The sequence below is a fragment of the Corynebacterium marinum DSM 44953 genome (assembly GCF_000835165.1).
GTDB classification, from domain to species: Bacteria; Actinomycetota; Actinomycetes; order Mycobacteriales; family Mycobacteriaceae; genus Corynebacterium; species Corynebacterium marinum.
The window spans coordinates 787,350-810,877 of record NZ_CP007790.1; the positions used below are offsets into that span (position 1 = coordinate 787,350).

23 protein-coding genes are annotated in these 23,528 nt (G+C 68.5%); 11 read left to right on the forward strand and 12 right to left on the reverse strand.

Annotated features, from left to right (window positions below):
• Nucleotides 1-82: 82 nt before the first annotated feature.
• Genes glyA through B840_RS03885 form a run of 3 tightly spaced genes read left to right on the forward strand, consistent with a single transcriptional unit; the run spans nt 83 to nt 4,070 of the window.
• A complete protein-coding gene (gene glyA, locus B840_RS03875; RefSeq protein ID WP_042621044.1) occupies nt 83-1,375 on the forward strand; it encodes a serine hydroxymethyltransferase in 1,293 nt (430 codons plus the stop codon).
• Between the two features lie 17 nt (nt 1,376-1,392).
• Entirely contained in the window at nt 1,393-3,339 is a 1,947-nt protein-coding gene (gene pabB, locus B840_RS03880; protein WP_042621045.1) for an aminodeoxychorismate synthase component I, read from the forward strand.
• Entirely contained in the window at nt 3,336-4,070 is a 735-nt protein-coding gene (locus B840_RS03885; RefSeq protein ID WP_052491081.1) for an aminotransferase class IV, read from the forward strand. Before pabB ends, B840_RS03885 begins: the two co-directional genes overlap by 4 nt.
• A gap of 22 nt (nt 4,071-4,092) precedes the next feature.
• Here B840_RS03885 and B840_RS03890 read toward each other — a convergent pair whose 3' ends face one another.
• Nucleotides 4,093-4,674 (reverse strand): TetR/AcrR family transcriptional regulator, encoded by a 582-nt coding sequence (locus B840_RS03890; RefSeq protein WP_229676586.1) that lies wholly within the window; start codon nt 4,672-4,674, stop codon nt 4,093-4,095.
• Nucleotides 4,675-4,745: 71 nt separating this feature from the next.
• Here B840_RS03890 and B840_RS03895 point away from each other — a divergent pair, with 71 nt between their 5' ends.
• Entirely contained in the window at nt 4,746-5,936 is a 1,191-nt protein-coding gene (locus B840_RS03895; protein WP_042622500.1) for an alpha-amylase family protein, read from the forward strand.
• Nucleotides 5,937-6,033: 97 nt separating this feature from the next.
• On the opposite strand, the gene B840_RS03900 is transcribed toward B840_RS03895, so the two are convergent.
• Nucleotides 6,034-7,440 (reverse strand): MFS transporter, encoded by a 1,407-nt coding sequence (locus B840_RS03900; RefSeq protein WP_042621046.1) that lies wholly within the window; start codon nt 7,438-7,440, stop codon nt 6,034-6,036.
• Nucleotides 7,441-7,767: 327 nt separating this feature from the next.
• Nucleotides 7,768-8,133 carry a DUF5997 family protein gene (locus B840_RS03905; protein ID WP_042621047.1) on the reverse strand — a complete coding sequence of 122 codons (366 nt, stop codon included), beginning with the start codon at nt 8,131-8,133 and terminating at the stop codon, nt 7,768-7,770.
• Nucleotides 8,134-8,196: 63 nt separating this feature from the next.
• On the opposite strand from B840_RS03905, the gene B840_RS03910 reads away from it, so the two are divergent.
• The 4 genes from B840_RS03910 (at nt 8,197) to B840_RS03925 (ending at nt 11,801) form a co-directional block, all read left to right on the forward strand.
• Nucleotides 8,197-8,856 carry a LysR substrate-binding domain-containing protein gene (locus B840_RS03910; RefSeq protein WP_042621048.1) on the forward strand — a complete coding sequence of 220 codons (660 nt, stop codon included), beginning with the start codon at nt 8,197-8,199 and terminating at the stop codon, nt 8,854-8,856.
• A gap of 79 nt (nt 8,857-8,935) precedes the next feature.
• Entirely contained in the window at nt 8,936-9,547 is a 612-nt protein-coding gene (locus B840_RS03915; RefSeq protein WP_042621049.1) for an LGFP repeat-containing protein, read from the forward strand.
• Nucleotides 9,548-9,827: 280 nt separating this feature from the next.
• Nucleotides 9,828-11,201: an RNA 5'-3' helicase PhoH2 gene (gene phoH2 / locus B840_RS03920; protein WP_042621050.1), complete on the forward strand. Its 1,374-nt coding sequence runs from the start codon at nt 9,828-9,830 to the stop codon at nt 11,199-11,201.
• Between the two features lie 72 nt (nt 11,202-11,273).
• On the forward strand, nt 11,274-11,801 hold the full coding sequence (locus B840_RS03925; RefSeq protein WP_042621051.1) for a GNAT family N-acetyltransferase: 528 nt from the start codon (nt 11,274-11,276) through the stop codon (nt 11,799-11,801).
• A 15-nt stretch (nt 11,802-11,816) separates the two neighbouring features.
• Here B840_RS03925 and B840_RS03930 read toward each other — a convergent pair whose 3' ends face one another.
• Both B840_RS03930 and B840_RS03935 read right to left on the reverse strand, forming a co-directional pair.
• Nucleotides 11,817-13,373 carry an MDR family MFS transporter gene (locus tag B840_RS03930; protein ID WP_042621052.1) on the reverse strand — a complete coding sequence of 519 codons (1,557 nt, stop codon included), beginning with the start codon at nt 13,371-13,373 and terminating at the stop codon, nt 11,817-11,819.
• Entirely contained in the window at nt 13,367-14,041 is a 675-nt protein-coding gene (locus B840_RS03935) for a TetR/AcrR family transcriptional regulator (RefSeq protein ID WP_052491083.1), read from the reverse strand. Before B840_RS03935 ends, B840_RS03930 begins: the two co-directional genes overlap by 7 nt.
• 89 nt (nt 14,042-14,130) lie before the next feature.
• Between B840_RS03935 and B840_RS03940 the strand changes: the two genes are divergently transcribed.
• Nucleotides 14,131-15,093, forward strand: a complete 963-nt coding sequence (locus tag B840_RS03940) for a hypothetical protein (RefSeq protein WP_042621053.1) — start codon at nt 14,131-14,133, stop codon at nt 15,091-15,093.
• A 71-nt stretch (nt 15,094-15,164) separates the two neighbouring features.
• Here B840_RS03940 and B840_RS03945 read toward each other — a convergent pair whose 3' ends face one another.
• Both B840_RS03945 and glpX read right to left on the reverse strand, forming a co-directional pair.
• On the reverse strand, nt 15,165-16,565 hold the full coding sequence (locus B840_RS03945; protein ID WP_042621054.1) for a class II fumarate hydratase: 1,401 nt from the start codon (nt 16,563-16,565) through the stop codon (nt 15,165-15,167).
• A 117-nt stretch (nt 16,566-16,682) separates the two neighbouring features.
• Nucleotides 16,683-17,696: a class II fructose-bisphosphatase gene (gene glpX, locus B840_RS03950; RefSeq protein ID WP_042621055.1), complete on the reverse strand. Its 1,014-nt coding sequence runs from the start codon at nt 17,694-17,696 to the stop codon at nt 16,683-16,685.
• A gap of 187 nt (nt 17,697-17,883) precedes the next feature.
• On the opposite strand from glpX, the gene B840_RS03955 reads away from it, so the two are divergent.
• Entirely contained in the window at nt 17,884-18,456 is a 573-nt protein-coding gene (locus B840_RS03955; protein WP_084602769.1) for a DUF4245 domain-containing protein, read from the forward strand.
• Here the strand turns inward: B840_RS03955 and B840_RS12830 are convergent.
• From B840_RS12830 to xseA, 3 genes are all read right to left on the reverse strand, one after another.
• Nucleotides 18,428-18,634: a hypothetical protein gene (locus B840_RS12830; RefSeq protein ID WP_052491084.1), complete on the reverse strand. Its 207-nt coding sequence runs from the start codon at nt 18,632-18,634 to the stop codon at nt 18,428-18,430. The genes B840_RS03955 and B840_RS12830 overlap by 29 nt on opposite strands.
• Nucleotides 18,635-19,128: 494 nt before the next feature.
• Nucleotides 19,129-19,386, reverse strand: a complete 258-nt coding sequence (locus B840_RS03965) for an exodeoxyribonuclease VII small subunit (RefSeq protein WP_042621057.1) — start codon at nt 19,384-19,386, stop codon at nt 19,129-19,131.
• A 20-nt stretch (nt 19,387-19,406) separates the two neighbouring features.
• Complete coding sequence (gene xseA / locus B840_RS03970) at nt 19,407-20,648, reverse strand: exodeoxyribonuclease VII large subunit (RefSeq protein ID WP_042621058.1); 1,242 nt, start codon at nt 20,646-20,648, stop codon at nt 19,407-19,409.
• Nucleotides 20,649-20,731: 83 nt separating this feature from the next.
• Here xseA and B840_RS03975 point away from each other — a divergent pair, with 83 nt between their 5' ends.
• Nucleotides 20,732-21,688: a 4-hydroxy-3-methylbut-2-enyl diphosphate reductase gene (locus tag B840_RS03975; RefSeq protein ID WP_042621059.1), complete on the forward strand. Its 957-nt coding sequence runs from the start codon at nt 20,732-20,734 to the stop codon at nt 21,686-21,688.
• 117 nt (nt 21,689-21,805) lie between these two features.
• Here the strand turns inward: B840_RS03975 and B840_RS03980 are convergent, their stop codons facing one another.
• Together B840_RS03980 and B840_RS03985 are read right to left on the reverse strand one after the other, a co-directional pair.
• A complete protein-coding gene (locus B840_RS03980) occupies nt 21,806-22,513 on the reverse strand; it encodes a DUF6542 domain-containing protein (protein WP_042621060.1) in 708 nt (235 codons plus the stop codon).
• Between the two features lie 6 nt (nt 22,514-22,519).
• The gene (locus B840_RS03985; protein WP_042621061.1) at nt 22,520-23,500 is read right to left on the reverse strand and encodes a DNA recombination protein RmuC; all 981 of its coding nucleotides are present in this window, start codon (nt 23,498-23,500) and stop codon (nt 22,520-22,522) included.
• Between the last annotated feature and the right edge of the window lie 28 nt (nt 23,501-23,528).

A 23,528-nucleotide genomic window follows, 5' to 3' on the forward strand; every position in this document is an offset into this window, starting at 1 on the left:
GTTCGGGGGTACGCGGCCCAGGCCGGGCGGTAAGCTGTTGCAACGAATGCCGTGAACACGTAGAAAGGCTGGCTGCAACGCCATGACCGCTGAGTCTTCTTTCAACCAGGAACTGTCAGTTCTTGACCCCGAGGTCCACGCCGCCATCGGCGGCGAGATCACCCGTCAGCGCGACTTCCTCGAGATGATCGCCTCCGAGAACTTCGTTCCCCGTGCCGTCCTGCAGGCGCAGGGGTCGGTCTTCACCAACAAGTACGCAGAGGGCTACCCGGGCCGCCGTTACTACGGTGGCTGCGAGAACGCCGACATCGTCGAGGACCTGGCGCGCGACCGGGCGAAGGCCCTGTTCAACGCCGAGTTCGCCAACGTCCAGCCGCACTCCGGCGCCCAGGCCAACGCGGCGGTGCTGCACGCCCTGGCCGAGGCCGGCGACAAGATCATGGGCCTTTCCCTGGCGCACGGCGGTCACCTGACCCACGGCATGAAGCTCAACTTCTCGGGCAAGCTCTACCAGGTCGCCGCGTACGAGGTCGACCCGGTGACCCACCGCATCGACATGGACCGCGTCCGTGAGCAGGCCCTGGCCGAGCGTCCGAAGGTGCTCATCGCCGGCTGGTCCGCCTACCCGCGCACCCTCGACTTCGAGGCGTTCCGCTCCATCGCCGATGAGGTCGGTGCCCTGCTGTGGACCGACATGGCGCACTTTGCCGGCCTGGTCGCCGCCGGGCTGCACCCCTCGCCGGTGCCGCACGCCGACGTCGTCTCCACCACCGTCCACAAGACCCTGGGCGGCCCGCGCTCCGGCCTCATCCTGGCGAAGCAGGAGTGGGCCAAGAAGCTCAACTCCGCCGTCTTCCCGGGCCAGCAGGGCGGTCCGCTCATGCACGCGGTCGCCGCGAAGGCCGTCGCCCTCAAGGTCGCCGGCACCGAGGAGTTCCGCAACCGCCAGGCCCGCACCATCGAGGGCGCGAAGATCCTGGCCGAGCGTCTCACCGCCGCCGACGCCAAGGCCGCGGGCATCGATGTGCTCACCGGCGGCACCGATGTCCACCTGGTTCTGGCTGACCTGCGCAACTCGGAGATGGACGGCCAGCAGGCCGAGGACCTCCTCCACGAGGTCGGCATCACCGTCAACCGCAACGCCGTCCCGAACGACCCTCGCCCGCCGATGGTCACCTCCGGTCTGCGCATCGGCACCCCGGCCCTGGCCACCCGCGGTCTCGACGCCGCCGCCTTCACCGAGGTCGCCGACATCATCGGCACCGCGTTGGTGGACGGCAAGAACGCCGACGTCGAGAAGCTGCGCGGCCGCGTGAAGAAGCTGACCGACCAGTACCCGCTGTACGAGGGTCTGGAGGAGTGGAAGATCAACTAGATCTTTCCACCTCCGCCGTGCGCGTCCTCATCATCGACAACCTCGATTCCTTCACCTGGAATCTCGTCGCCTACGTCGAGGACGTCACGGGGGTCACCCCCGAGGTGATCACCAACGCCGAGCCCGGCTGGGATGCTGAACGCGTCGCGCAATACGACGCGGTCATCATCTCGCCGGGACCCGGCCGGCCGGAGCGCCCCCGGGACATCGGAATCTGCCTCGATGTCATCCGGCGGGCGCCCGTCCCGATTCTGGGGGTGTGCCTGGGGCACCAGGCGATCGCGCACGTCCACGGCGGCGAAGTGCGCCGGGCGCCGGAGCCGGTCCACGGGCGCGTCTGGGAGATCGGGCACACCGGGGACGGACTCTTCGCCGGGCTGCCCGAGCGTTTCGACGTCGTCCGTTACCACTCCCTGATGGTCGATGCGCTCCCCGATGTCCTCGAGGTCACCGCCCGCACCGACGACGGCCTCGTCATGGCGCTGCGCCACCGCGAGCTGCCTCAGTGGGGCGTGCAGTTCCACCCCGAGTCCATCGGCGGCCAGTACGGCCACAAGATCATCGGCAACTTCCTCTCCCTCGCCCGCGCCTGGCACCGCCGGTGGTCGCTGCACACCGTCACCGTGGACCGGGAGGTCGACGCGGCGGCCGTCCACCAGCTGCTTTTCGACGCCGCCGACCACTCCTTCTGGCTCGATTCCTCCGACCCCGCACGCCCCACCGGCCGCTTCAGCTACCTCGGGGATTCTTCCGGGCCGTTGGCGCGGGTGTGGCAGGGCCGTGTGGGGGAGAACCTCCTCGACCAGCTCGCCCTGGATCTGGACACCCACACCATCGACCCCGGCGGGATGGACTTCGACTTCACCCTCGGCTGGGTGGGCTACCTGGGTTACGAGCTCAAGGCCGAGTGCGGCGGGGACGCGGCACACACGTCGCGGCACCCGGATCTCTCGCTCATCTTCGCCGACCGGATGGTGGTCATCGACCACCACACCAAGCGCACCCACCTCGTGTCCCTCATCGGTTCCGAGCACGACGACGCCCAGCGCGAGTGGTGCGGGCGGACCGCGCGGCTGCTGACGGAGATGGGGGCGACAGGGACGCGGGAGGCGTCGATAAGCGCCGGCGGGGTTGGGCCGCTGACCCCGCGGCACGACCGCGCCGCCTACCTGCGGCGTATCGACGACTGTCTGGCCGACATCGGCGCCGGGGAGACCTACGAGGTCTGCCTGACCAATGAACTGAGCGCGCACGGAACCCTTGATCCGGCCGCCTACCTGCAGTTGCGCGCGGACAACCCCACCCCGTTCGGCGCACGGCTGCGCTTCGGGGAGCTGTCTGTGCTTTCGAGCACGCCGGAGCGGTTCCTCACCGTCGACCGCGGCGGACGGGTGGAGTCCCGGCCGATCAAAGGCACGCGCCCCCGTTCGGCGGACCCGGCCGAGGACGCCCGCCTGCGCGCCGACCTGGCGGACAACCCGAAGGACCGGGCGGAGAACCTCATGATCGTCGACCTGGTGCGCAACGACCTCACCCGCGTCGCCGCGCCGGGCAGTGTGCGTGCCGAGCCGCTCTTCCAGGTCGAGTCCTACGCCACCGTCCATCAGCTGGTGAGCACGGTCAGCTGCCGGCTCGCACCTGGCAAGACGGCCGTGGACGCGGTGCGGGCGGCGTTCCCCGGCGGTTCCATGACCGGGGCGCCGAAGATCCGCACGATGGAGATCATCGACCGGCTGGAACAGGGGCCGCGCGGGGTGTATTCGGGCGCGGTCGGGTACTTCTCCCTGGACGGCGCGATGGACCTGTCGATGGTGATCCGCACGATCGTCGCAGACGGCTCCGGACTCACGTACGGCGTCGGTGGGGCGATCATCGCGCTCTCGGATCCCGTGGCCGAGTACGAGGAGACCGTCACCAAATCCGCGCCTCTGCTGCGCCTGCTGGGCCAGGAGTTCCCGCAGTGACCGGGACGCTCTGGCGGTGGGACGGCACAGCGCTGGTCGCGGCGGCGGAACCGGACACCGCCGCCGACGTCGTCGATTCCTGGCTGGAGCACGACGGATACGCGGGCGGCTGGCACCTGCATCAGGAACGCTTCGCCACGAGCCTCCCGGGGCTGGAGGTCGCGGATTTCCTCGCCGCCGTTCGACCTGCTGTCCCGCATCAGGGCCAGTGGTTTCCCCGCGTCGAGGCGCACGGCAAGGAACTCTACCTGCGGATTCGTCCGTCACCTCCGCTGCGTACGGCGACCGTACTGCACGTCCCGTCGCTTCCCGACGCCCGTCGTTTCCCACGCACGAAGGGTCCTGACCTTGCGCTCCTCGCCGACCTGCGGACGCAGGCGCAGGCCCTGGGCGCGGACGACGCAGTGCTGTACTCCGCGGACGGGCTGGTCTCCGAAGGGGCGCACTGTGCGCTGGCCTGGTGGGAGGACGGTCGTCTGATGGTCCCGGAACACCCTGACCAGCTGCCTTCCGTCACGGTCGCCGCCACCGCGGGGATCCTGGGTGGGCTCGGCCGACGGCCGGTCACCGTGGAAGAACTCATGCGCCATCCGGTGTGGGCGGGTAGCGCCCTGCACGGCTGGACAGTCGTGACCGGGTGGGTCATGGCCGACGGAGATCACCTGGCCGCGGTGGCGGGGAAGACTCCGATGAGCAGCTCGGAGATGAACACCCTGCTGCGCTGGTCCTGAACCCTCCCGGCCCCTCGGGAAGTCAGACCGACCAGTCGCCGAGCGCCCCCTCGAGCGCGCCGAGCGCGGACTCGATGAGCGGCCACCGCTCATCCTCCGGGCAGCCGAGTTCGACCCACTGCCGACCGGCGTGGTCGAGGAATCCGACCCACCCCCGCAGGGCCCAGGCGTGGCGGGGGAAATCTTCGACGCCGATAATCCGGCGCAGCTGTTCGACCAGGTCCTCGTTGGCGGCCCGGCGGTGCTGCAGAGCGGCCTCGGGCTCTCCCGCGCCGGCGATCAGGGTGCGGTCCGCAGACAGAGCGTCAAGGTGGGCCGCCAGCAGAGTGGCGATCCGGTCGCGGGCCGGGTGGCCGGGGTCGAGCGAGGAGGTGGCCGCGAGGTGGGCCTCGAGGAGCCTGCGCAGCGAGTCCTCGACGACGGAGGCGTAGAGGCCCGCCTTGGAGGAGAAGTAGTGGAAGACCAGCGATTGCGAGCTCCCGGAAGCGGCCGCGATGTCGGTGACGGAGGCATCCGGATAATCGGTGGTGGCGAAGTGGTCGCGCGCGGCCTCCAGGATGTTGGCGCGTCGTTCGCTGATGCTCAGTCGTCTACGGGTGGTCACGGTTGACAACCCTACCTGTTGTTGAGTTAAGGTCAATAACAGTTACTGACTACGACTCAATAGGAGTGATCGTGCTCGACAACGCAATCTTCTGGCACGTGTACCCCCTCAGTGCGACCGGCGCACCCGTCCGGGACTGGGGGGAAAGCGACGAGGCCCACCGTCTTCCCCGCCTCATCGGTTGGCTCGACTACCTGATCGAGCTCGGCTGCAACGGACTGCTGCTCGCGCCCGTCTTCGCGTCGAGCACCCACGGTTACGACACGGTCGACCACTTCCGCATCGACCCCCGCCTGGGCGACGAATCCGATTTCGACCTCCTCATGGCGGCCTGCCGCGAACGGGGCATCGAGGTGCTTCTCGACGGTGTGTTCAACCACGTCGGTGCCCATCACCCGATGGTCGAGGAGGGCGGTCCCGTCAAGCGAGGGCCGGACGGCCGGCCCGTGGGCTGGGAGGGCCACGGAGACCTGGTGGAGCTGGACCATTCCGATCCCCGTACCGAGGACCTGGTGGTCGACGTGATGAAGTACTGGCTCGACCGGGGGATCAGCGGCTGGCGCCTGGACGTGGCCTATTCCGTCCCGGTCTGGTTCTGGGCGAAAGTGGTCGACCGGGTGCGGGAGGAGCATCCGGACGCCGTCTTCCTCGGCGAAATCATCCACGGCGACTACGCGGAGCTGATCCGCGACGGCCACCTGGACACCGTCACCCAGTATGAACTGTGGAAGGCGATCTGGAGCTCCATCAGGGACGTCAATTTCTGGGAGCTGGCCCACGCCCTCAAGCGGCACGAGGAGTTCATGGCGGCCGGGCCGATGCAGACCTTCGTGGGTAACCATGACGTCGACCGTATCGCCAGTACCGTAGGCGACGCCGGGTCAGCGCTCGCCGCGGTGCTACTTTTCACGGTGCCCGGTGTGCCCAGCGTGTACTACGGCGATGAGCAGGCCTTCCGCGGGGTGAAGGGGACCGGTTTTTCCGCCGATGACGCGGTGCGGCCAGCCCTCCCGGATGACCCGGCGGAGCTTTCTTCCCTCGGTCAGGAGATGTTCGAGCTTCACAGGAACCTCATCTCGCTGCGGCGCCGCCACTCCTGGTTGGGCGGCGGCCACGTCGAGGTCGTGGATACACAGAACGAGTCGATCCGTTACGCGGTCACCGCGGAGGGGCACCGGCTCGACGTGCACCTCACCCTCGCGCCCGATGTCGGCGCGGAGCTCATCTTCGATGACGGTGAGGAATTCTCCGTCCGCCGCTGACGTGCACATGTCTCCACCGCGGCGCCGGGAGCGGGGCGCGGAAAACCCCGGTCACCTTTCGGTGGCCGGGGCGCTGTCCGTCAGTGAGGGGCTGTGCCTATTTGATGGTGAGCTCCGGCGAACGGGTGACCGGCTCGGAGATCTCGATGATCTCGGCCTCGGCCGGGGAGCGCGGGATGAGGGCGGTGGCCACGCCACCGAGGATGGCCGCGCCGGCGAAGATCCAGAAGGAGACGGTCGGGCCGAAGCCGGCGCCGATGATCAGGCCGCCGATCAGCGGGCCGACGATGCCGCCCAGCCGGCCGAAGCCGGCGACCCAGGACACGCCGGCGGCGCGCGAGGCGGTGCCGAAGTAGTTCGAGGCCAGGCCGTAGGTGAGCACCTGGGTGCCGATGACGCCGATACCGGCCAGTGCGATGAGGGGGTACATCGGGGCGACGGTCTCGAACGTGGGCAGGATGGCCAGGGAAATGCCGCCCAGGATGAAGGTCGAGGTGATGACCGCCTTCGCGCCGAACCTGTCGGCGAAGGAGGCCGCGATCAGTCCGCCGACGACGGCGCCGCCGTTGAGGGCGAGCAGGGAGTACAGCGAGTCGTGGGAGGAGGCGCCGTTGGCCTGCATGATCTTCGGGAGCCAGGTGTTCAGGCCGTAGGTGGAGAGCAGGCCGATGAAGGACATGAGGCCGATCAGCAGGGTGCCGGGAAGGTAGGAGCGGGAGAAGATCCCCGCGAAGCCGGTCTTCTCCATGTCGCTCCGGCGGGCGGAAGCAGCGGCGGTGATGGTGTGGCCGGGTGCAGCGGGGCGGGGTGCGGGGTCCAGGATGAACCTGTCCTCGGGCAGGCCGTGGCGGGCGCAGATGGCGAGGGCGTCGGCCTTGCGGCCGCGGGAGACCAGCCAGCGGGGCGACTCGGGGAGGGCGAACCAGGCCAGCGGCAGGAGGAAGAGGATCGGGGTGGCACCGATCATGAACAGTCCGCGCCAGCTGAGGGTGTCCTCGAGAACGAGGGCGAACAGGGAGGCCATGACGCCGCCCATGGGGACACCGGAGTAGACGATGGCGTTGAAGAGGTTGCGGCGGTTCTTCGGTGCGAACTCGGCGATGATGGCGCCGCCGGTGGCGACAATCATGCCGACGCCCAGGCCGGTGAGGAAGCGCAGGAAGCCGAACATGACGATGGAGGTGGACAGCGCGGTCAGTGCCATGCCGGCTGAGAACCAGGCAATGGCGGTGAGCATGACCTTGCGGCGGCCGAGGCGGTCGCCGACGGCGCCGGCGGTCAGGGCTCCGATGAGGACGCCGATCATGGCGTAGGAGCCGAGGGTGCCCGCCACGGCGGGGGAGAGCTGTCCGATGTGGCTGGGGTCGTCCATGAGGGTGGACAGGACGGCGCCGTAGATGACGAGATCGTAGCCGTCGAAAAGGATCGAGATGCCGACGACGGCGAGGACGAGGTACACCGTCCGGCGGTGTGCCGGTGATGCCCAGGTTTCGGTGGATTTCACTGTGGTTCCTTCTGTGGTTCGATGCGGTTGCTCTGTGACGGAGAGGATGATCGAACTCTAGAAGTGTTACAGGCCACATGACACCGGGGGCGTCCCTAGTAACTGCCCGGGGGATCCTGTCCGGCCCTTAGCGTCCCCGGCAGGAGGGGGTCCGGGCGGGGTCTGGGCCGCTGCAGGTGGGTGGCGTTATCCGGGGCCCCGTCCGCGCCTGCCGGGGGGCCGCTTCCTCGGTGGCGGGTGCGGGGCGCCACCCCAATGCGGGGGTGAACAAAAGGGCGCTGAGTGAACACTTCGGTTCATTCGGCGCCCCTGGTGTGGGTGAGTGCGTTACTGGCTCTCGGTTTCCGTGTCTTCCCCGTCGGGTTCTTCGCCCGCCGTGTTCTCCCGGCCTTCAGCCAGGGCGGTGCGTGCGGCGCGCAGCCAGTCGGGCTGATCCTCCAGCAGGGCCTTGATCTCGGCGGTGGTCAAGGGCTTGTCCATGTCGTTGCGCTTGAGCGCCGTGACGGTGATGCCCAGCTTCTGTGCGACGACGGGGCGCGGGTGGGGGCCGGTGCGGCGCAGCTCTGCGAGCCACTCCGGCGGGGTCTCCAGCAGGGCTTTCAACTCTGCGTGGGTGACGGCGTTGTTCTGGAACTCCTCCGGAGTGGCAGGCAGGTAGATGCCCAGCTTCTTCGCCGCGGTCTGCGGCTTCATCGCTGTGCCGGACGGCTGACGTGCGGACTCTTCATTCACGCCTCCAACGGTAGCATTACCCCCATGCTGCGCCTGAGTTTCGTCACCGGCACCGAACCCGGTAAATGGTTCACCCGCTTCCGGGACCGCACTGCCCACGGCCGAATGGTCACGACGGATTCGGAGGATCCGATTGCCGATCTTCTCGACGCCCGCGCGGATCTCGCCCTCGCCCGTCTGCCGGATCCGCGCGTCACCGCCGATCACCACGTGGTGGAGCTCTACCGGGAGGCCCCCGGGATCGCGGTCCCCAAAGACAGTGAGCTGACCCTGCTCGACCGGGTGACACCCTCGGACATCGAGGGCGAGGCCGTCCACTGGCGCACGCCCGCCGACGGCGTCGTGGATGTTCCTGCGGTGCGGGCGGGACTGCAGGTGGTGGCGGCGAACGTGGGCGTGGTCATCGCGCCCCGCCCGCTGCTCAGGGTGTTGTCCCGCAAGCAGGTCGAGCACCGGGATTTTGCGGGGGACGGTCCGGACACGCGCATCGCGCTGGTGTGGGGCCGGTCCGGGGACTCGGAGGCGATCCAGGATTTCGTCGGCATCGCCAGGGGCCGCACCCCGAATTCCTCGCGGCAGGCAGTTCCGAAGCGTTCCGCCAGGGAGAAGTCGCTGGCGAAACAGAAGCGGCGGGCGGAGGCGGGCGGCGTCAAGAAGCAGACGAAGAGGCCGCGGCGGAAATAAAACGAAAAAATAGGCACTTTTGTGTCGCGGAACACATATAGGCTGGATGGCACACGTCACCGTAGAAAGGAAGATCACCATGAAATCCACCATCCTGACCCGCCGCATCCTGGCAGGCGCCGCCGCAGCCACCCTCGCTTTCGGCATGACCGCCTGCGCCGATGACGGCGACACCGCCGGCGAAGAGACCGTCACCACCACGGACGCCGCCGGCGAGGAGACCGAGGTCGACCGGGATGACGTCGAGGCGACCACTCCCTCCGTCGCCGAAGACGAGGAGGCCGCCGAGGAGGGCGAGGGCGTCGAACCTTCCGGCGACGAGGTCGAATACGAGACCGCGGAAGGCAACGTGGTGGTCCCGGCCGCCGCCGCAGCAGCCTTCGACGAGTTCGCCGCGGAGTGGGGCGCGCCGGAGACGGTGGAGACCAACAACATCGGCCAGGCGCTGGCCATCTTCCAGGGCGGCAACCTGGCGACCTTCTCCGAGGACCTCGGCGGTATCCCGATCGTCGGCGAGATCGCCAACAAGTGGCTCGAGGACGGCGGGCTGGAGAACACCCTCGGCCTCCCGACGGGGCCCGAGCAGACGGCTCCCGACGGGACCGGCTGGATCCAGGAGTTCGCCAACGGCACCATCTCCTGGATCGCGGACGAGGACGGCGAGTTCTCCGCCGAGGTTCAGGAGAACTGACCCGCACGTCCCGGACAGTCGGCGGCTCCACCTGCACGGGGGGAGCCGCCGGCTTTCTGTTGTGCAGGTCAGGGGCCGTTGGTTACCTGATATTCATGTAACAACCATGTGATTTACGTCGCGCGTCGGGGGCGTCAGGGTTAGCCTGATGGCAACCGGATGCACTGTCCGGCCCGCGTCCGTCCGAGAGCCGGTACCGGCTCGACGGCCGTGCCCCGAGATGATGTTGGACCGTGGCGGTGACGGGTACCCGGCCCGCCACACCAGGGGAGCCTGCGCCATGTTCGACTCGACCACCGACTACCTCACCGCCCGCGACCTGGACGGCCACTCGGCCGTCGACACACGAACCTACGTCATCGACACCTCCGTCCTGCTCAGCGACCCGTGGGCCCTGCGCAAGTTCTCAGAGCACGAGGTGGTGCTGCCGGTCGTGGTGATCACCGAGCTGGAGGGCAAGCGCCATCACCCGGAACTCGGCTGGTTCGCGCGTCAGGCGTTGCGGATGCTGGAGGATCTGCGCTCCACCTACGAGGGCCTCGATCAACCCGTGCCCGTCAACGCCGAGGGCGGCACCCTGCGGGTCGAGCTCAACCACCAGGACCAGTCGCAGCTTCCGGCGGCCTTCCGCGGGACGGAGGGGGACCACCGCATCCTCGCCTGCGCTCTCAACCTCCAGCGCGAGGGGCGGGACACCACGCTCGTCACCAAGGACGTGCCGCTGCGGGTGAAGGCCGGCGCGGTCGGTCTGCAGGCCGACGAGTACCACGCCCAGGATGTCGTGCTCACCGGCTACACCGGTATCGCGGACGCGCACACCGACGCAGAAACCATCGACACCCTCTACCGCGAGGGGGAGGCGCAGCTCGCCGACACCGCCATGACCGACTCAGGCGACTACGTCGCCGAGCTACCCGTCCACTGCGGTATCCGGTTGACCACGTCCACCCAGTCCGCGCTGGGGCGCATCACCCGCGACGGCGGCGTGCGTCTGGTGCGCGGCGACCAGCAGGCCTTCGGCCTTCAGGGGCGTTCGGCGGAGCAGCGCATCGCCCTCGACCTGCTGCTGGACAACCACGTCGGCATCATCTCCATCGGTGGGCGGGCCGGCACCGGGAAGTCGGCGCTGGCGCTGTGCGCCGGGCTGGAGGCGGTGCTCGAACGCAACGAGCACCGCCGCATCGTCGTCTTCCGTCCCCTCTACGCCGTGGGCGGGCAGAACCTGGGCTACCTGCCGGGTTCCGAGACCGAGAAGATGAACCCCTGGGCTCAGGCGGTCTTCGACACCTTGGACGGACTCGTCTCGGACAACGTCATGGAGGAGATCCAGGCGCGCGGTCTGATCGAGGTCCTCCCGCTGACCCACATCCGCGGCCGCTCCCTCCACGACTCCTTCGTCATCGTCGACGAGGCGCAGTCCCTGGAGCGCAACGTGCTGCTGACCGTCCTCTCCCGCCTCGGCCGGGGGTCGCGCGTCGTGCTCACACACGACGTCGCGCAGCGGGACAACCTGCGGGTGGGCCGCCACGACGGCGTCCAGGCGGTCATCGAGAAGCTGAAGGACCACGAGCTGTTCGCGCACATCACGCTGCAGCGTTCCGAGCGTTCGGCTATCGCGGAACTGGTCACCGATCTGCTCGAGGACGGGTCCTAGGGGCGGTCGCCGGGAGGGCCCGCGCACGCCCAGCGTTTGCGGGCCCTGCGACGGGTGGGCAACAATGTCGGCATGGCAGATGTGACCTTCACGCTCCGACCCATCCGTCCCGAGGACTATCCCCAGGTCCGCGCCATCTACGAGACTGGCCTGGAATCCGGCCACGCGACGTATGAGACGCAGGCGCCGACCTGGCAGCAGTTCTCCCGGTCGAAGATCCTGGAAACCGTGTTCGTCGCGGTGGACGTCGAAGACCCCGACAAGTTGCTGGGCTGGGTGGCCGCGGCACCCATATCCAGCCGTTCCGTCTTTCACGGCGTCGTCGAGAACTCCATCTACATCCACCCTGACGCACGCGGCCGGGGGGTGGCGGGCGCGCTCCTGGACAAGCTCATCGAGGTGTGCCAGGGCCTGCACAAGTGGGGCATCCACGCCTGGGTTTTCCCCGAGAACGAGGGCTCGGCGGCGCTGCACGTCTCCCGCGGCTTCGAGAAGGTGGGCACCTTCCGGCACCTGGCGAAGATGAACTACGGCGACATGGCCGGCCAGTGGCGCGACACCGTCGTCTACGAGAAGCTGCTGCCCAAGCCGGGGGAGTAGCGGGCGGGAATCCGCCTACTCCACCGTCTCCTTGAGCTTGTCCTGCCTGACAGGCAGGAGAATGAACATGGCGAAAAGCGTCAGCGGCACCATGAGCAGGAAGACCGGCGCGAGACCGTCGTTGTAGCTGCTCAGGATCACCTCCCGGATGGGGGCGGGCAGCTGGATCACGGCCTCCGGGGTCAGCGAATTCGCGGCACCGCCGCCCGCGGAGAACTGTTCCGCGTAGGCTTGCCCCTCCTCGCCCATCTGTGCGAAGGCGCCGGGCAGGCGGTCGGCGAGGTTGGCCTGCAGGTTGTGGATGAACATCGCGCCGACCAGGGAGGCGCCGAGGGCGGAGCCGATCTGCCGGAAGAAGTTGTTTGCGGCGGTGGCGGTGCCCACGATCTGGATCGGGAAAGAGTTCTGCACGATGAGCACCAGCACCTGCATCACCAGACCGAGGCCGAAGCCGAAGAGGAAGAAGATGATGCCCAGCTGGACCAGCGTGGTCTCCACCGTCAGCCGGGACATCAGCCACAGCGCGCCGGACATGACGCCCAAGCCGACGACGGGGTAGATCTTGTAGTTCCCGGACCTGGCGATGAGAAAGCCCACGCTCGTCGAGGTGCCGATCATGCCCACCATCATCGGGATCATCATCAGTCCCGCGTCGGTCGGGGTCAGGGAGTGGACCATCTGCAGGTACGTCGGCAGGTAGCCCAGCGCGCCCATCATGGCCAGGCCCATGACGGTGCCGGAGACGGTGGTCAGGGTCATGTTGCGGTTGCGGAACAGGTCCATCGGGATGAGCGGGTTCGTCGCCTTCAGCTCGACGAGAATGAACAGGATCGCGCCGATGACGGTGGTGGCGATCAGGCCCAGGATGACGGGGTCGCCCCACTCGTACTCGGTGCCGCCCCACGTGGCCAGCAGGATCAACGAGGCGGTGGTGACGGTCATCAGCGCGGTGCCCAGCCAGTCGTAGCGGAGGTTGTCCCGGCTGCCGGTGCGCAGGCGGAGGGCCAGCAGGGAGACGGTGAAGGCGAGGAGACCGAGGGGGACGTTGATCCACAGTCCCCAGCGCCAGCCGGGGCCGTCGGTGAACCAGCCGCCGAGGACCGGGCCGAGCACGGAACTCACGCCGAACATCGCGCCCATGATGCCCATGAACTTGCCGCGCTGGCGGGCCGGGACCACCTCGGCGACGATGGCCTGGGAGGTGACCATCATGCCGCCGGCGCCGAAGCCCTGGATGGCCCGGGCGACGACCAGCAACTCCATCGACTGTGCGAAGCCGCCCATGGTGGAGCCGACGACAAAAGTGCCGATGCCGAAGAGGTAGAGCCACTTGCGCCCCACCATGTCGCCCAGTTTTCCGAAGATCGGCATGGCGATGGTCATGGTGACCATGAAGCCGGAGATGACCCAGCTCATGTGGTTGACGCCGCCGAGCTCGCCGACGATGGTCGGCAGGGCGGTGGAGAAGATCATCTGGCCCAGCGAGCTCATGAGCATCGTGGTCAGGAGGGCGCCGAAGATGAGGCCGACGCGCTGGGCCGGCGCCTCGGGGCGGGTGGCGGTGGTTACCAAGACAGTTCCTTTGCGAAGTCGGAGATGAGCTGACCGGTCTCGGGCAGCATGCGTGCCCCGGCGGCGTGGTCGGAGTGGGGGGCGGACTGCCGGCTCAGGCGGGACATGTGGAGCCACACGCTCTCGCGGATGAGCGCGGCGATGATGGAGGCCTCGATCTCGGGGGGCTGGTCGCCGAGCCTGCGGTCGGCGGGGTGCCGCTCGAGGTGGTCGAGGATGAGCTGGTGGATCAGTTTCGCCTGTTCCCGGAAGCGGTTGACCGACATCATCGCCACGGAGGGTTCGGCGGCGATGATGCGGTGGCGCCGTTCCCGCAGGATGTTCAGGAACTCCTGGTCCGCACCGGCCTCGATGTCCTCGCTCTCGGCGTCCGACAGGGTGGCCACGACCTGTTCCAGCGCGGATTTCACGAGGTTGTCGGAGGGGGTCTCCACCAGCAGCTGACGCCGGTCCTCGGCGATCGACATGGGGGGAATGCCGAGGACGGCCTCGTCCTTGGACTCCATGTAGTTGAAGAAGGTGCGGCGTGAAATATCCGCGGCGCGGCAGATGTCCTCGACGGTGACGTCGGCGAAGCCGTGCTTTTCGACGAGATCCGTGGCCGCATCCTCAATTCGTCGGCGTGTGGCCTGGCGTTTCCTCTCCCGGAGTGGGGTCTCATCAATCATGAGATCATACCTTACACTCAGTGCACCTTTGCACTCAAGTGCACATTTTCGGGGGCGGTGTCGTCTGGTTGGGGGTAGTCTCGATCCTGATGATTCTGCGCCGTGTCCACGCGTTCCGTCAGCGGAACCTCCCCGACCACCACTTCCCCGGTCTCACGCGGGGCAGGGCAGGTGAGCTCCGCACGGCACTGCGCCGCACCCTCGCGGAGAAGGGCGCGACCGTGCGTTTCGACGGCCGCCACGCCATCATCGAGCACCCCCGGCGCGGCCGCGTTACCGTGAATCTGGAGAATCTCCTCGGCGACGTCGCCTCCTCCCAGCACCCCAGGGCGGCGCGCACCATGGCCCGGGCGTTCGTCACCACCGTCCTCGAGGACGAGCACGCGGAGGACCTCGGCACCGCCGACCTCTACGCGGGCCTGCGCCTGCGCCTCGCACCCACGAAGAACCTCGTTCCGGAGGAGGCCGACATCGTCGCTTCCGCCACGCTCAACGAGTTCACCGCCGACACCGCCGTCACCCTCGTCCTGGACACGGAACGCTCCATCCAGACCATGCCACTGGCGCGGCTCCGGGAGGTCGACAGCCTGGACACCCTCGTCCGCGCCGCCCGGAACAACCTGCGCGGGGAACTCCTCGGCGCGAGGGTGCACGCGCAGAACCACCCGGGTTCCGAGCAGCGCCCCGGGGCGCGTTTCCGCTCCTTCGAGTCGGGCAGCTATTACGTCGCGTCGGCGCCGATTCTCCTGGAAGAGGTGCTCCGCGCCTGGGCGCCGGATCTCGACCAGTCCCGTGGCGTCCTCTTCGCCGTCCCCTCCCGGCACATCCTGCTCGCCCGCGACATCAGCACCGGGGAGGACCTCCTCCAGGGGCTGGGCAGGCTCGCACCCGTCGCCGCGCAGCTCGCGGTCGACGGCCCGCACACCGTCTCGCCGCTGCTGCACATGTGGCACGAGGGCGAGGTGTCCACCCTGTCCTCCTTCGATCCGCAGGCGCGGGAGCTGAAGATCAGCCCCACGCCCTACCTCATGGACCTCATCGCCCGGGGCTGAGAATCACGGACGCCCCGCGGCGCCCGGGCCTGACGGCGGCGGGCGACGCGGGGCGTCAATAAGCGGGAGGACTAGTCGCGGTCGGTGTTGGCCATCGCGAGGACGTCGAGGCGCTTGTCCAGCTCCTCCTCGGTGAGGGTCTCGCCGTCGACGAAGCCCATGTCGATGACGGTCTGGCGGATGGTCTTGCCCTCTGCCAGAGCGGTCTTGGCCACCTTGGCGGCGTTCTCGTAGCCGATCGCGGAGTTCAGCGGGGTCACGATGGACGGCGAGGACTCCGCCAGGGTGCGCATGCGCTCCACGTTCGGCTCGATGCCGTCGACCAGGTTCTCCGCGAAAACGCGGGCCGTGTTGGCCAGCAGACGGGAGGACTCGAGGACGTTGCGTGCCATGACGGGGATGAACACGTTGAGCTCGAACTGGCCCTGGGTGCCGGCGAACGCGACGGCGGCGTCGTTGCCGATGACCTGGGCGGAGACCTGGGTGGCGGTCTCGCACAGGACCGGGTTGACCTTGCCCGGCATGATGGAGGAGCCCGGCTGCAGGTCCGGCAGGTGGATCTCCGCGAAACCGGTCAGCGGGCCGGAGCCCATGAGACGGATGTCGTTGGCGATCTTGTACAGGGAGACGGCCACGGTACGCATGGCGCCGGAGAACTCGACGAGCGCGTCGCGGTTGGCCTGCGCCTCGAAGTGGTTCTTCGCCTCGGAGAGCTCCGCCACGCCGGTGAGCTTCTTGAGCTCCTCGGTGACCTTCGCGCCGAAGTCGGCCGGGGTGTTGAGGCCGGTGCCCACGGCGGTGCCGCCGATCGGCAGCTCGCCCAGGCGCTCGACGGTGGACTCGATGCGCTCGATGCCCAGCTCGATCTGGCGGGCGTAGCCGCCGAACTCCTGGCCCAGGGTGACCGGGACAGCGTCCATGAGGTGGGTGCGGCCGGACTTGACGATGTCCTTCCACTCCACGGCCTTCTTCGCCAGGGACTCATGCAGGACCTTCAGGCCCGGGATGAGGTCGTTGACCGCTGCCTCGGTGGCCGCGACGTGGGTGGCGGTGGGGAAGGTGTCGTTGGAGGACTGGCCCATGTTGACGTGGTCGTTCGGGTGGACCTCGACGCCCTTGGCCTTCGCGATGGAGGCGATGACCTCGTTGGTGTTCATGTTGGACGAGGTGCCGGAACCGGTCTGGAACACATCGATGGGGAACTCGGCGTCGTGCGTCCCGTCGGCGATCTCGCGGGCGGCGGCGACGATGGCGTCGGCCTGCTCCGTCGGCAGGAGGCCACGCTCCTCGTTGACGATCGCGCAGGCGGCCTTGAGCAGGCCCATCGCGCGGATCTGAGCGGACTCGAGGCCGCGGCCGGAGATCGGGAAGTTCTCCACGGCACGCTGGGTCTGGGCACGCCACAGTGCGTTCACCGGGACCTTGACCTCACCCATGGTGTCGTGTTCGATGCGGAATTCCTGCTCGGTCATGGATAAACCACCTTTTGTCTGTAGAACGAACGTGTGAAAACTGCCCGGCAGGGGGGAGTGGAACGTCGTACGGGCCGCCGGGACATGGCCCGTACAAGTATGCCGGATGATACCGGTCTAGGCGGAAGGATCCTTGGAGTAGTCGATCACGGAGTACTCCTGCAGCTTGGCCAGCTGGTGGCGGGACTCGACGAAGCGGACGGTGCCGGACTTCGAGCGCATTACCAGGGACCGGGTGGTGGCGCCGTTGGCGCGGTAGGACACGCCGCGGAGCATGTCGCCGTTGGTCACGCCGGTGGCCGCGAAGTAGCAGTTGTCGGAGGATACGAGGTCGTTGATGCCCAGAACGGAGTCGAGATCAAGGCCCGCATCGCGTGCGCGGCCGGCCTCCTCGTCGGAGGTGGGCCAGAGCTTGCCCTGGATCTCGCCGCCCATGCACTTGAGGGCGCAGGCCGTGATGATGCCCTCGGGGGTGCCGCCGATGCCCATGGCCATGTCGATGGAGTTGGAGTCCTGTGCGGCGGCGATGGCGCCCGCGACGTCGCCGTCGGAGATGAGGCGAACCTTGGCACCCGCGCGGCGGATGTCGGTGATCAGCTCGAGGTGGCGGGGGCGGTCCAGCACGACGATGGTGACGTCGGCTGGCTTGATGCCCTTGGCCTTGGCGACGGCGTTGATGTTGTGGGCGACCGGCGCCTCGATGTCGATGGTGCCCGCGGCCTCCGGGCCCACGGCGATCTTGTCCATGTAGAACACGGCGGAGGGATCGTACATGGAGCCGCGCTCGGCGGCCGCGATGATCGAGATGGCGTTGGGGCGGCCCTCGGCCATCAGGGTGGTTCCGTCGACGGGATCGACGGCGATGTCCACCTCGGCGCCCTGGCCGTTGCCCACGCGCTCGCCGTTGTAGAGCATCGGGGCCTCGTCCTTCTCGCCCTCGCCGATCACTACGACGCCGTTCATGTTCACGGAGTTGATGAGCTGGCGCATCGCGTCCACTGCCGCGCCGTCACCCTCCTCCTTCATCCCCCGGCCGACCCAACGCCCCGATGCCAGTGCGGCCGCCTCGGTGACGCGAACCAACTCCATCGCGAGGTTACGATCGGGTGCTTCGGGGTGGGGTGCATTCATGTTTAACGGCCTCCTGCGGGCAAGGTATGTGCGTGTGACTGGCTCAGTGGAGGTTGTCCACCCGCCTCCCGGCTATTGTTCCACCTCTTCGGCCCGCCGGTGAGGGTTTCTCCACCCGAAAGAGGGGGGTGCGCCACATCTGGAGGAGGAATTCCTGAACTGGCGCCGTTCTGACATACTTGGGGCCGTGTCTGCAGCGGAAAAGCCCAGGATCTTCCAGAGCGGCCGGGATATGATCCTGTCGCTCCTCGTCGTCGTCGTTCTCATGGTCGTCAGCGTCGGTGCCACCGGCCTGTGCAGCTATGAACCGGGAACCCCGGAGAACGGGCCCGTGCGCGAGGTCGACGCCCGCACCTTCATGGGGATGGAGGCCCGCGCGGCGTCCTTCCCGCTGCGCCTGCCGGAGAGCCCCGAGGGGTGGACCACCAACTCGGCCCGCCGCAGCCAGGTGGAGCAGACTCCCTCGCCCGTCGTCGGCTGGGTGACCGCCGAGGGCGGTTTCATCCAGCTCACCCAGACTTCGCTGCCGCTCGCCGACGCCGTCCGCGGCATCGACTCCCACCGCCGCGACCTGGACCGCACCATCGACGTCGCCGGTTACCAGGTGGAGGTCTACCACTCCGAGGAATCGGACGTCCGTGACCTCTGGGCGGTGGACATGGGTGACGCCCGACTGTTGTTCGGCGGTGCCAGCAGGGAAGAGGATTTCCTCACCATCATCGAGGCCACCGTCACCTCTGAGCCGCTGCCGAGCTCCTGACGCGGGCGCCCGTCGCGAGAATCCTCCTGAGCCCGAGCCCGGTGAGGACCGCGACCGTGGTGGCCATGGCCACGCCCGTCCCCACGAAGGAGATCAACAGCACGGGGGCCGGGGTGGTGGCGTCCACGAAGGGGCCCGGCAGGAGGGTGCACACCAGTCCCGCCAGCCAGGCGACCATGGTCAGGGGAATTCACCGCCCTGCGCGCGGCACGGTCCGACGTAGCACGGTCCACTGGGCTACGGGAATGGCTGAGAGCAGAATGAAGGCCCCCGGCACCAGCACGGCCCACGTCCCCGCCTGTGTCATCTCCACATGTACGCCCGCCTCCGTCAACGTCGAGGGGAGCATGCCCAGCGACCACGCGAGTACCGCGCCCACCGTCGTTGCCGCCACCCACTGGAGCGGCGGCACATCGCCCCGAGTGCCAGCAGGAGCCCCTCGGCCGCTCCCAGTGCGATGAGGAGCGCGTAGGTGGCCACGGCCCCAGATCTGCGGTCGTGGCTACCGCGAAGTCCGCCGTCGGGGCCAGGAATCCGGGACTCTCTCCCGTCACCACGAAACCGGTCCACCGGCCCAGCGAGAAGGGGCGCGGTTCCGGGACCGCCCACTCTGTCCCGCTCACGCGGTCCGGGGTAATGGCATGGACGCCGGTCGACGGGTAGACAAAACCGCTAGTCTTCGGCCGGGCGTACGTTGCCCAGCGCCTCCTCCACGCGGCGGGCGGCGCCGTCGAGGTGCTCCTCGCAGCGCCGCGCGAGAGATTCTCCGCGTTCCCAGTACTTCAAGGACTCGTCGAGCCCCATCTGGCCGAGCTCGAGGATTTTCACGGTTTCGATGAGTTCGTCGCGCGCCTGCTCGTAGCTGAGGTCGGCCACGTCGGGGAAGGCGTTCTGGCCGGCTTGGCCGCTACCCACCACATTGTCGTTCATGCTCTGTCTCCTTGGAAGTTCTAGTCTGCCGGGACCGCGGACATGCCCGCGGCTGTGATGGATCCGTCCGCCACGCGGATGCGCAGCTGGCTGCCCGGGGGCGCCTGCCTGATGCTCATGACCACCTCGGGGGGAGTGCCGTCCCGGGGGACGACCTGCACCACCGAGTAGCCGCGGGACAACGTGGCCGCCGGACCGAGCGCCGAGACCTGCGCCCGCAACGCCTTGATCTGGGCGACTTCCGTCTGCAGCAGGTACTGCACGTCGCGGCGGATGAGGGCCACCGCCCGCTCGATCTCTTCCCGCCGCACCCGGATCGGCGTCATCGGATCCGCCAGCACCGGCCGCGAGCGCATCCCCGCCAGCCCGTGCCGTTCCCGCTGGACCCAGCCGCGCAGGGCGGCCGCCATCCGGGACCGCGCCTCGGCGAGGAAAGCCCGCTCCTCGGCCACGTCCGGGACGACACGCTTCGCGGCGTCAGTCGGGGTGGCCGCGCGCAGATCCGCCACGTTGTCCAGGACCGGGTTGTCCGGTTCGTGGCCGATGGCCGAGACCACGGGGGTCTCCGCCGCGGCCACCGCACGTTGGAGGGCCTCCTCCGAGAAGGGCAGCAGATCCTCCACGCTGCCGCCGCCGCGCGCGATGATGATGACGTCGACCAGGGGATCCCGGTCGAGCTCCTCCAGTGCCCGGATGATCTCCGGCACGGCCGTCGCGCCCTGCACGGCAGTGTTGATCACCCGGATGTCCACCTCGGGCCACCGGTCGCGGGCGACCGAGAGGACGTCGCGCTCCGCCGCCGAACCTCGGCCCGTGATCAGGCCCACGCGGACCGGCAGGTAGGGCAGGGGTTTCTTGCGTGCCGGGTCGAACAGGCCCTCCTGGGCCAGTTGCGCCCGCAGGCGCTCGATCCGGGCCAGCAGCTCGCCGATGCCCACAGGCCGGATCTCCGTCACCCACAGGGAGAAGCTGCCGCGGCCTTCATAGAAGGCGGGCCGGCCGTGGACGACGACGCGGTCGCCGTCGCGGAGCGGGGAAGGCATTGACTGGATGAGGTTCGTCGGCGCGGTCAGCTGGACCGACGTCTCGGATTCGGTGTCGCGCAGCGTCAGGTAGGACAGCTTCCATGAGGGTTTGACGTTGACCTGGGTGAGCTGGCCTTCGACCCACGCGGAACCCAGACGCTGGATCCAGCCCTTGACCTCGGCGTTGAGGCGCCGCACCGGCCACGGGGTCTCCGGTGAGGATGGCTGACCGGCCATGTGATGCTCCTGACAATCGGCTGGGGATTCGGTGACGCGTCCCAAGTCTAGGCTTAGCAGGCCGGGTTGGTTAGGGTGGGGGCATGAGTGAAGCAGTGAAGAAGGTCCTCCTCGCGGCCCCCCGCGGCTACTGTGCCGGCGTCGACCGGGCAGTGGAAACCGTGGAGAAGTCGCTGGAGAAGTACGGCGCCCCCGTGTACGTGCGAAAGGAGATCGTCCACAACCGTTACGTGGTGGACACCCTCGCTGAGCGGGGGGCCGTCTTCGTCGAGGAGACCGACGAGGTGCCCGAGGGTGCGCACCTCGTGTTCTCCGCCCACGGTGTCTCCCCGGCCGTCCACGCAGAGGCCGAGCGCCTCAGCCTGAACACCCTCGACGCCACCTGCCCGCTGGTGACCAAGGTCCACAACGAGGTCAAGCGTTTCGTGCGCGACGGTTACCAGATCCTCTTCGTCGGCCACGAGGGCCACGAGGAGGTGGAGGGCACCATGGGTGAGGCCCCCGGCCACACCCACCTGGTCGACGGGCTTGAGGGCGTCGGGAAGCTCCCGGATTTCCCCGCCGATCAGCCGCTGGTGTGGCTGTCCCAGACCACTCTCTCGGTGGATGAGACCATGGAGATCGTCCGGGCGCTGAAGGAGCGTTTCCCGGGCCTGCAGGATCCGCCGAGCGACGACATCTGTTACGCCACCCAGAACCGTCAGGTGGCCGTCAAGGCGATCGCGCCGCGGGCCGACCTGATGATCATCGTGGGCTCGCAGAACTCCTCGAACTCCAAGCGCATGGTCGAGGTCGCCCTCGACGCCGGGGCGAAGGCCGGTCACCTCGTCGACTACGCCCACCAGATCGAGGACTCCTGGCTCGAGGGCGTGGAGACCATCGGTCTGTCCTCCGGTGCGTCCGTGCCGGAGATCCTGGTGCAGGACGTTCTGGCGTTCCTCGCCGAGCGCGGCTTCGGGGACGTCGAGGAGGTCACCACCGCCTCCGAGAAGATCGTATTCTCGCTGCCGCGTGTGCTCCGCCACGCCCGCACCCGGTAGTCCCCGCCGGGGCCCGCTCCGCCGGTGCTTGTCGACGCCCCCTCAAAGCGTCGGTGCCCCGGGTGGGCGGAAGGAACAACAGCCGGGAGTGCGCCGTTGCGCACTCCCGGCTGTTGTTCAGCTGTAGAGGTCGTCGTCGAGTCGTCGGCGCCGCGGCGGCTTCGGCTGCTTCGGCGGCTGCCCGGGCGCCGGATCCCTGCGGGGTACCTCGGGTCGGCGGGCTCCGCCGCGGGTTTCGCCGGTCGCCTCGTTTCGTGCGCGGTTGCGGGCCAGCAACTCGTCCACGGTGACCTGGTTGGTGCGCTGACGTGCCCGGGAGGCGGTGTCGCGGTTGACGCGGTCGGCTTCGGCGGCGCGGCGGCGGTGCTCGATCGCCGCTCTTTCCCGGGCGCGGCCGGAGCGGCGGAGGAGCCACAGCCGGAGAACGGCGATGAGGCCCGCGGCCGCGGTGGCGCCGAAAAGAACGGGGAAGAACTGCGCCAGCGGGAACAACGCGGTGATCACCGTGGTGGTGGAGAAGGCTGCCGACCCCTCGGCCGCCAGCGAGCGGGTCACCGCCCACGCGGAGATCACCGTCATGATGCCGAACACCAGCGGCAGGGAGGCCACGACGAGGAAGAGCCCCCGAGCTTCAGTGAACAGGGCCACCACGACGGCGGCGACGCCGAAACATATCAGATACGGCGTGCCGATCGACTGCGCGTTGATGCTCAGCAGCAGGCCCGTTATCAGGGCCGCGATGACGATGGCGATACCGGACCAGGTCGGTAACCCGGCGTTCCGGGCATCCGGCCTGGCTCTGCTGCGGTGGGTGGGGGTGGACACGGAGGATCAGTCTAGTCCGGAGTCTTCGTCCGTAGGCGAAGACCTGTCCCGGGGGCGGGTGATGATCTGTTCCGGCCGGGTGGGGTGCCGGTCCGTCCGGGCGGGAACATCGAGGTCGGCCAGATGCCGGGCGGTAACCATCACCCTGGAATCGAGGGATGTCAGGGTCGAGTTGTAGGCCTCGATGGTATTCTCCAGTTGCCGGCCCACCCGGTTGTAGTGGTCGCCCATGGTGTTCAGGCGCTTGTAGAGCTCGCGGCCGAGGCGCTGGATGTCGCGCGCCTTCTCTGAGATGTCCTCCTGCCGCCAGCCGAGCGCCACCGTGCGCAGCAGCGCGAACAGGGTGGTGGGTGTGGCGATGACGATGTTGCGGGAAAAGGCGTACTCGAGCAGTTCGGGATCCACCCCGAGCGCGGCGTCCAGGAAGGGGTCAGCGGGGACGAACAGGACCACGAATTCCGGGGTCGGTGTGAAGGCGTCGATGTAGTCCTTCGCCGCGAGCTGGGTGACGTGGGTGCGCAGCAGATGGGCGTGCCGACGCAGGTAGGCGCCGTGTTCCTCGGGATCCTGCGAGTCCAGGGCATCGAGGTAGGAGACGAAGGGCACCTTGGCGTCGACAATGATGCGGCGCCCGCCGGCCAGCTCGACGACCCGCTCCAGCTGGATCTCGCCCCACCGGCCGCGGACCTGCGGGGCCCGCAGGGCGGTGACGAGCTGGTCCGTGCGGTCGGTCAGGCGGGTGGAGGTGCGCGTCATCGCCTGGACCTGGCTGGCCAGGGAGGCGTAGGAGACAGCGCGGTCCTGTTCCAGTTCACGGAGCTGCCCGCCGATGGTGCTCACGGCGGACTCCAGGCGGATGAGGCCGGGATCAACGGTGGGGATCGGCGGCGGGGAAGGTTCACAGGGTCGGCGATGCGCATGGGCGAGCCAGCCGAGCGCCGCGCCCAGAAGGACACCGACGAGCAGGACTGGCAGGGCGGAACTCATGCGCTCACCCTGTCACACGCCCCCGACA

Bases quoted from the DNA above. Each gene is read 5' to 3' on its own strand.
- glyA (WP_042621044.1), top strand. From the start codon at position 83: ATGACCGCTGAGTCTTCTTTCAACCAGGAACTGTCAGTTCTTGACCCC.
- B840_RS03905 (WP_042621047.1), bottom strand. From the start codon at position 8,133: ATGAAGCCGCAGACCGCGGCGAAGAAGCTGGGCATCTACCTGCCTGCC.
- B840_RS03910 (WP_042621048.1), top strand. From the start codon at position 8,197: ATGCTGCGCCTGAGTTTCGTCACCGGCACCGAACCCGGTAAATGGTTC.
- B840_RS03915 (WP_042621049.1), top strand. From the start codon at position 8,936: ATGAAATCCACCATCCTGACCCGCCGCATCCTGGCAGGCGCCGCCGCA.
- phoH2 (WP_042621050.1), top strand. From the start codon at position 9,828: ATGTTCGACTCGACCACCGACTACCTCACCGCCCGCGACCTGGACGGC.
- B840_RS03925 (WP_042621051.1), top strand. From the start codon at position 11,274: ATGGCAGATGTGACCTTCACGCTCCGACCCATCCGTCCCGAGGACTAT.
- B840_RS03935 (WP_052491083.1), bottom strand. From the start codon at position 14,041: ATGATTGATGAGACCCCACTCCGGGAGAGGAAACGCCAGGCCACACGC.
- B840_RS03940 (WP_042621053.1), top strand. From the start codon at position 14,131: ATGATTCTGCGCCGTGTCCACGCGTTCCGTCAGCGGAACCTCCCCGAC.
- B840_RS03945 (WP_042621054.1), bottom strand. From the start codon at position 16,565: ATGACCGAGCAGGAATTCCGCATCGAACACGACACCATGGGTGAGGTC.
- glpX (WP_042621055.1), bottom strand. From the start codon at position 17,696: ATGAATGCACCCCACCCCGAAGCACCCGATCGTAACCTCGCGATGGAG.
- B840_RS12830 (WP_052491084.1), bottom strand. From the start codon at position 18,634: ATGGTCGCCTGGCTGGCGGGACTGGTGTGCACCCTCCTGCCGGGCCCC.
- B840_RS03965 (WP_042621057.1), bottom strand. From the start codon at position 19,386: ATGAACGACAATGTGGTGGGTAGCGGCCAAGCCGGCCAGAACGCCTTC.
- xseA (WP_042621058.1), bottom strand. From the start codon at position 20,648: ATGGCCGGTCAGCCATCCTCACCGGAGACCCCGTGGCCGGTGCGGCGC.
- B840_RS03975 (WP_042621059.1), top strand. From the start codon at position 20,732: ATGAGTGAAGCAGTGAAGAAGGTCCTCCTCGCGGCCCCCCGCGGCTAC.
- B840_RS03985 (WP_042621061.1), bottom strand. From the start codon at position 23,500: ATGAGTTCCGCCCTGCCAGTCCTGCTCGTCGGTGTCCTTCTGGGCGCG.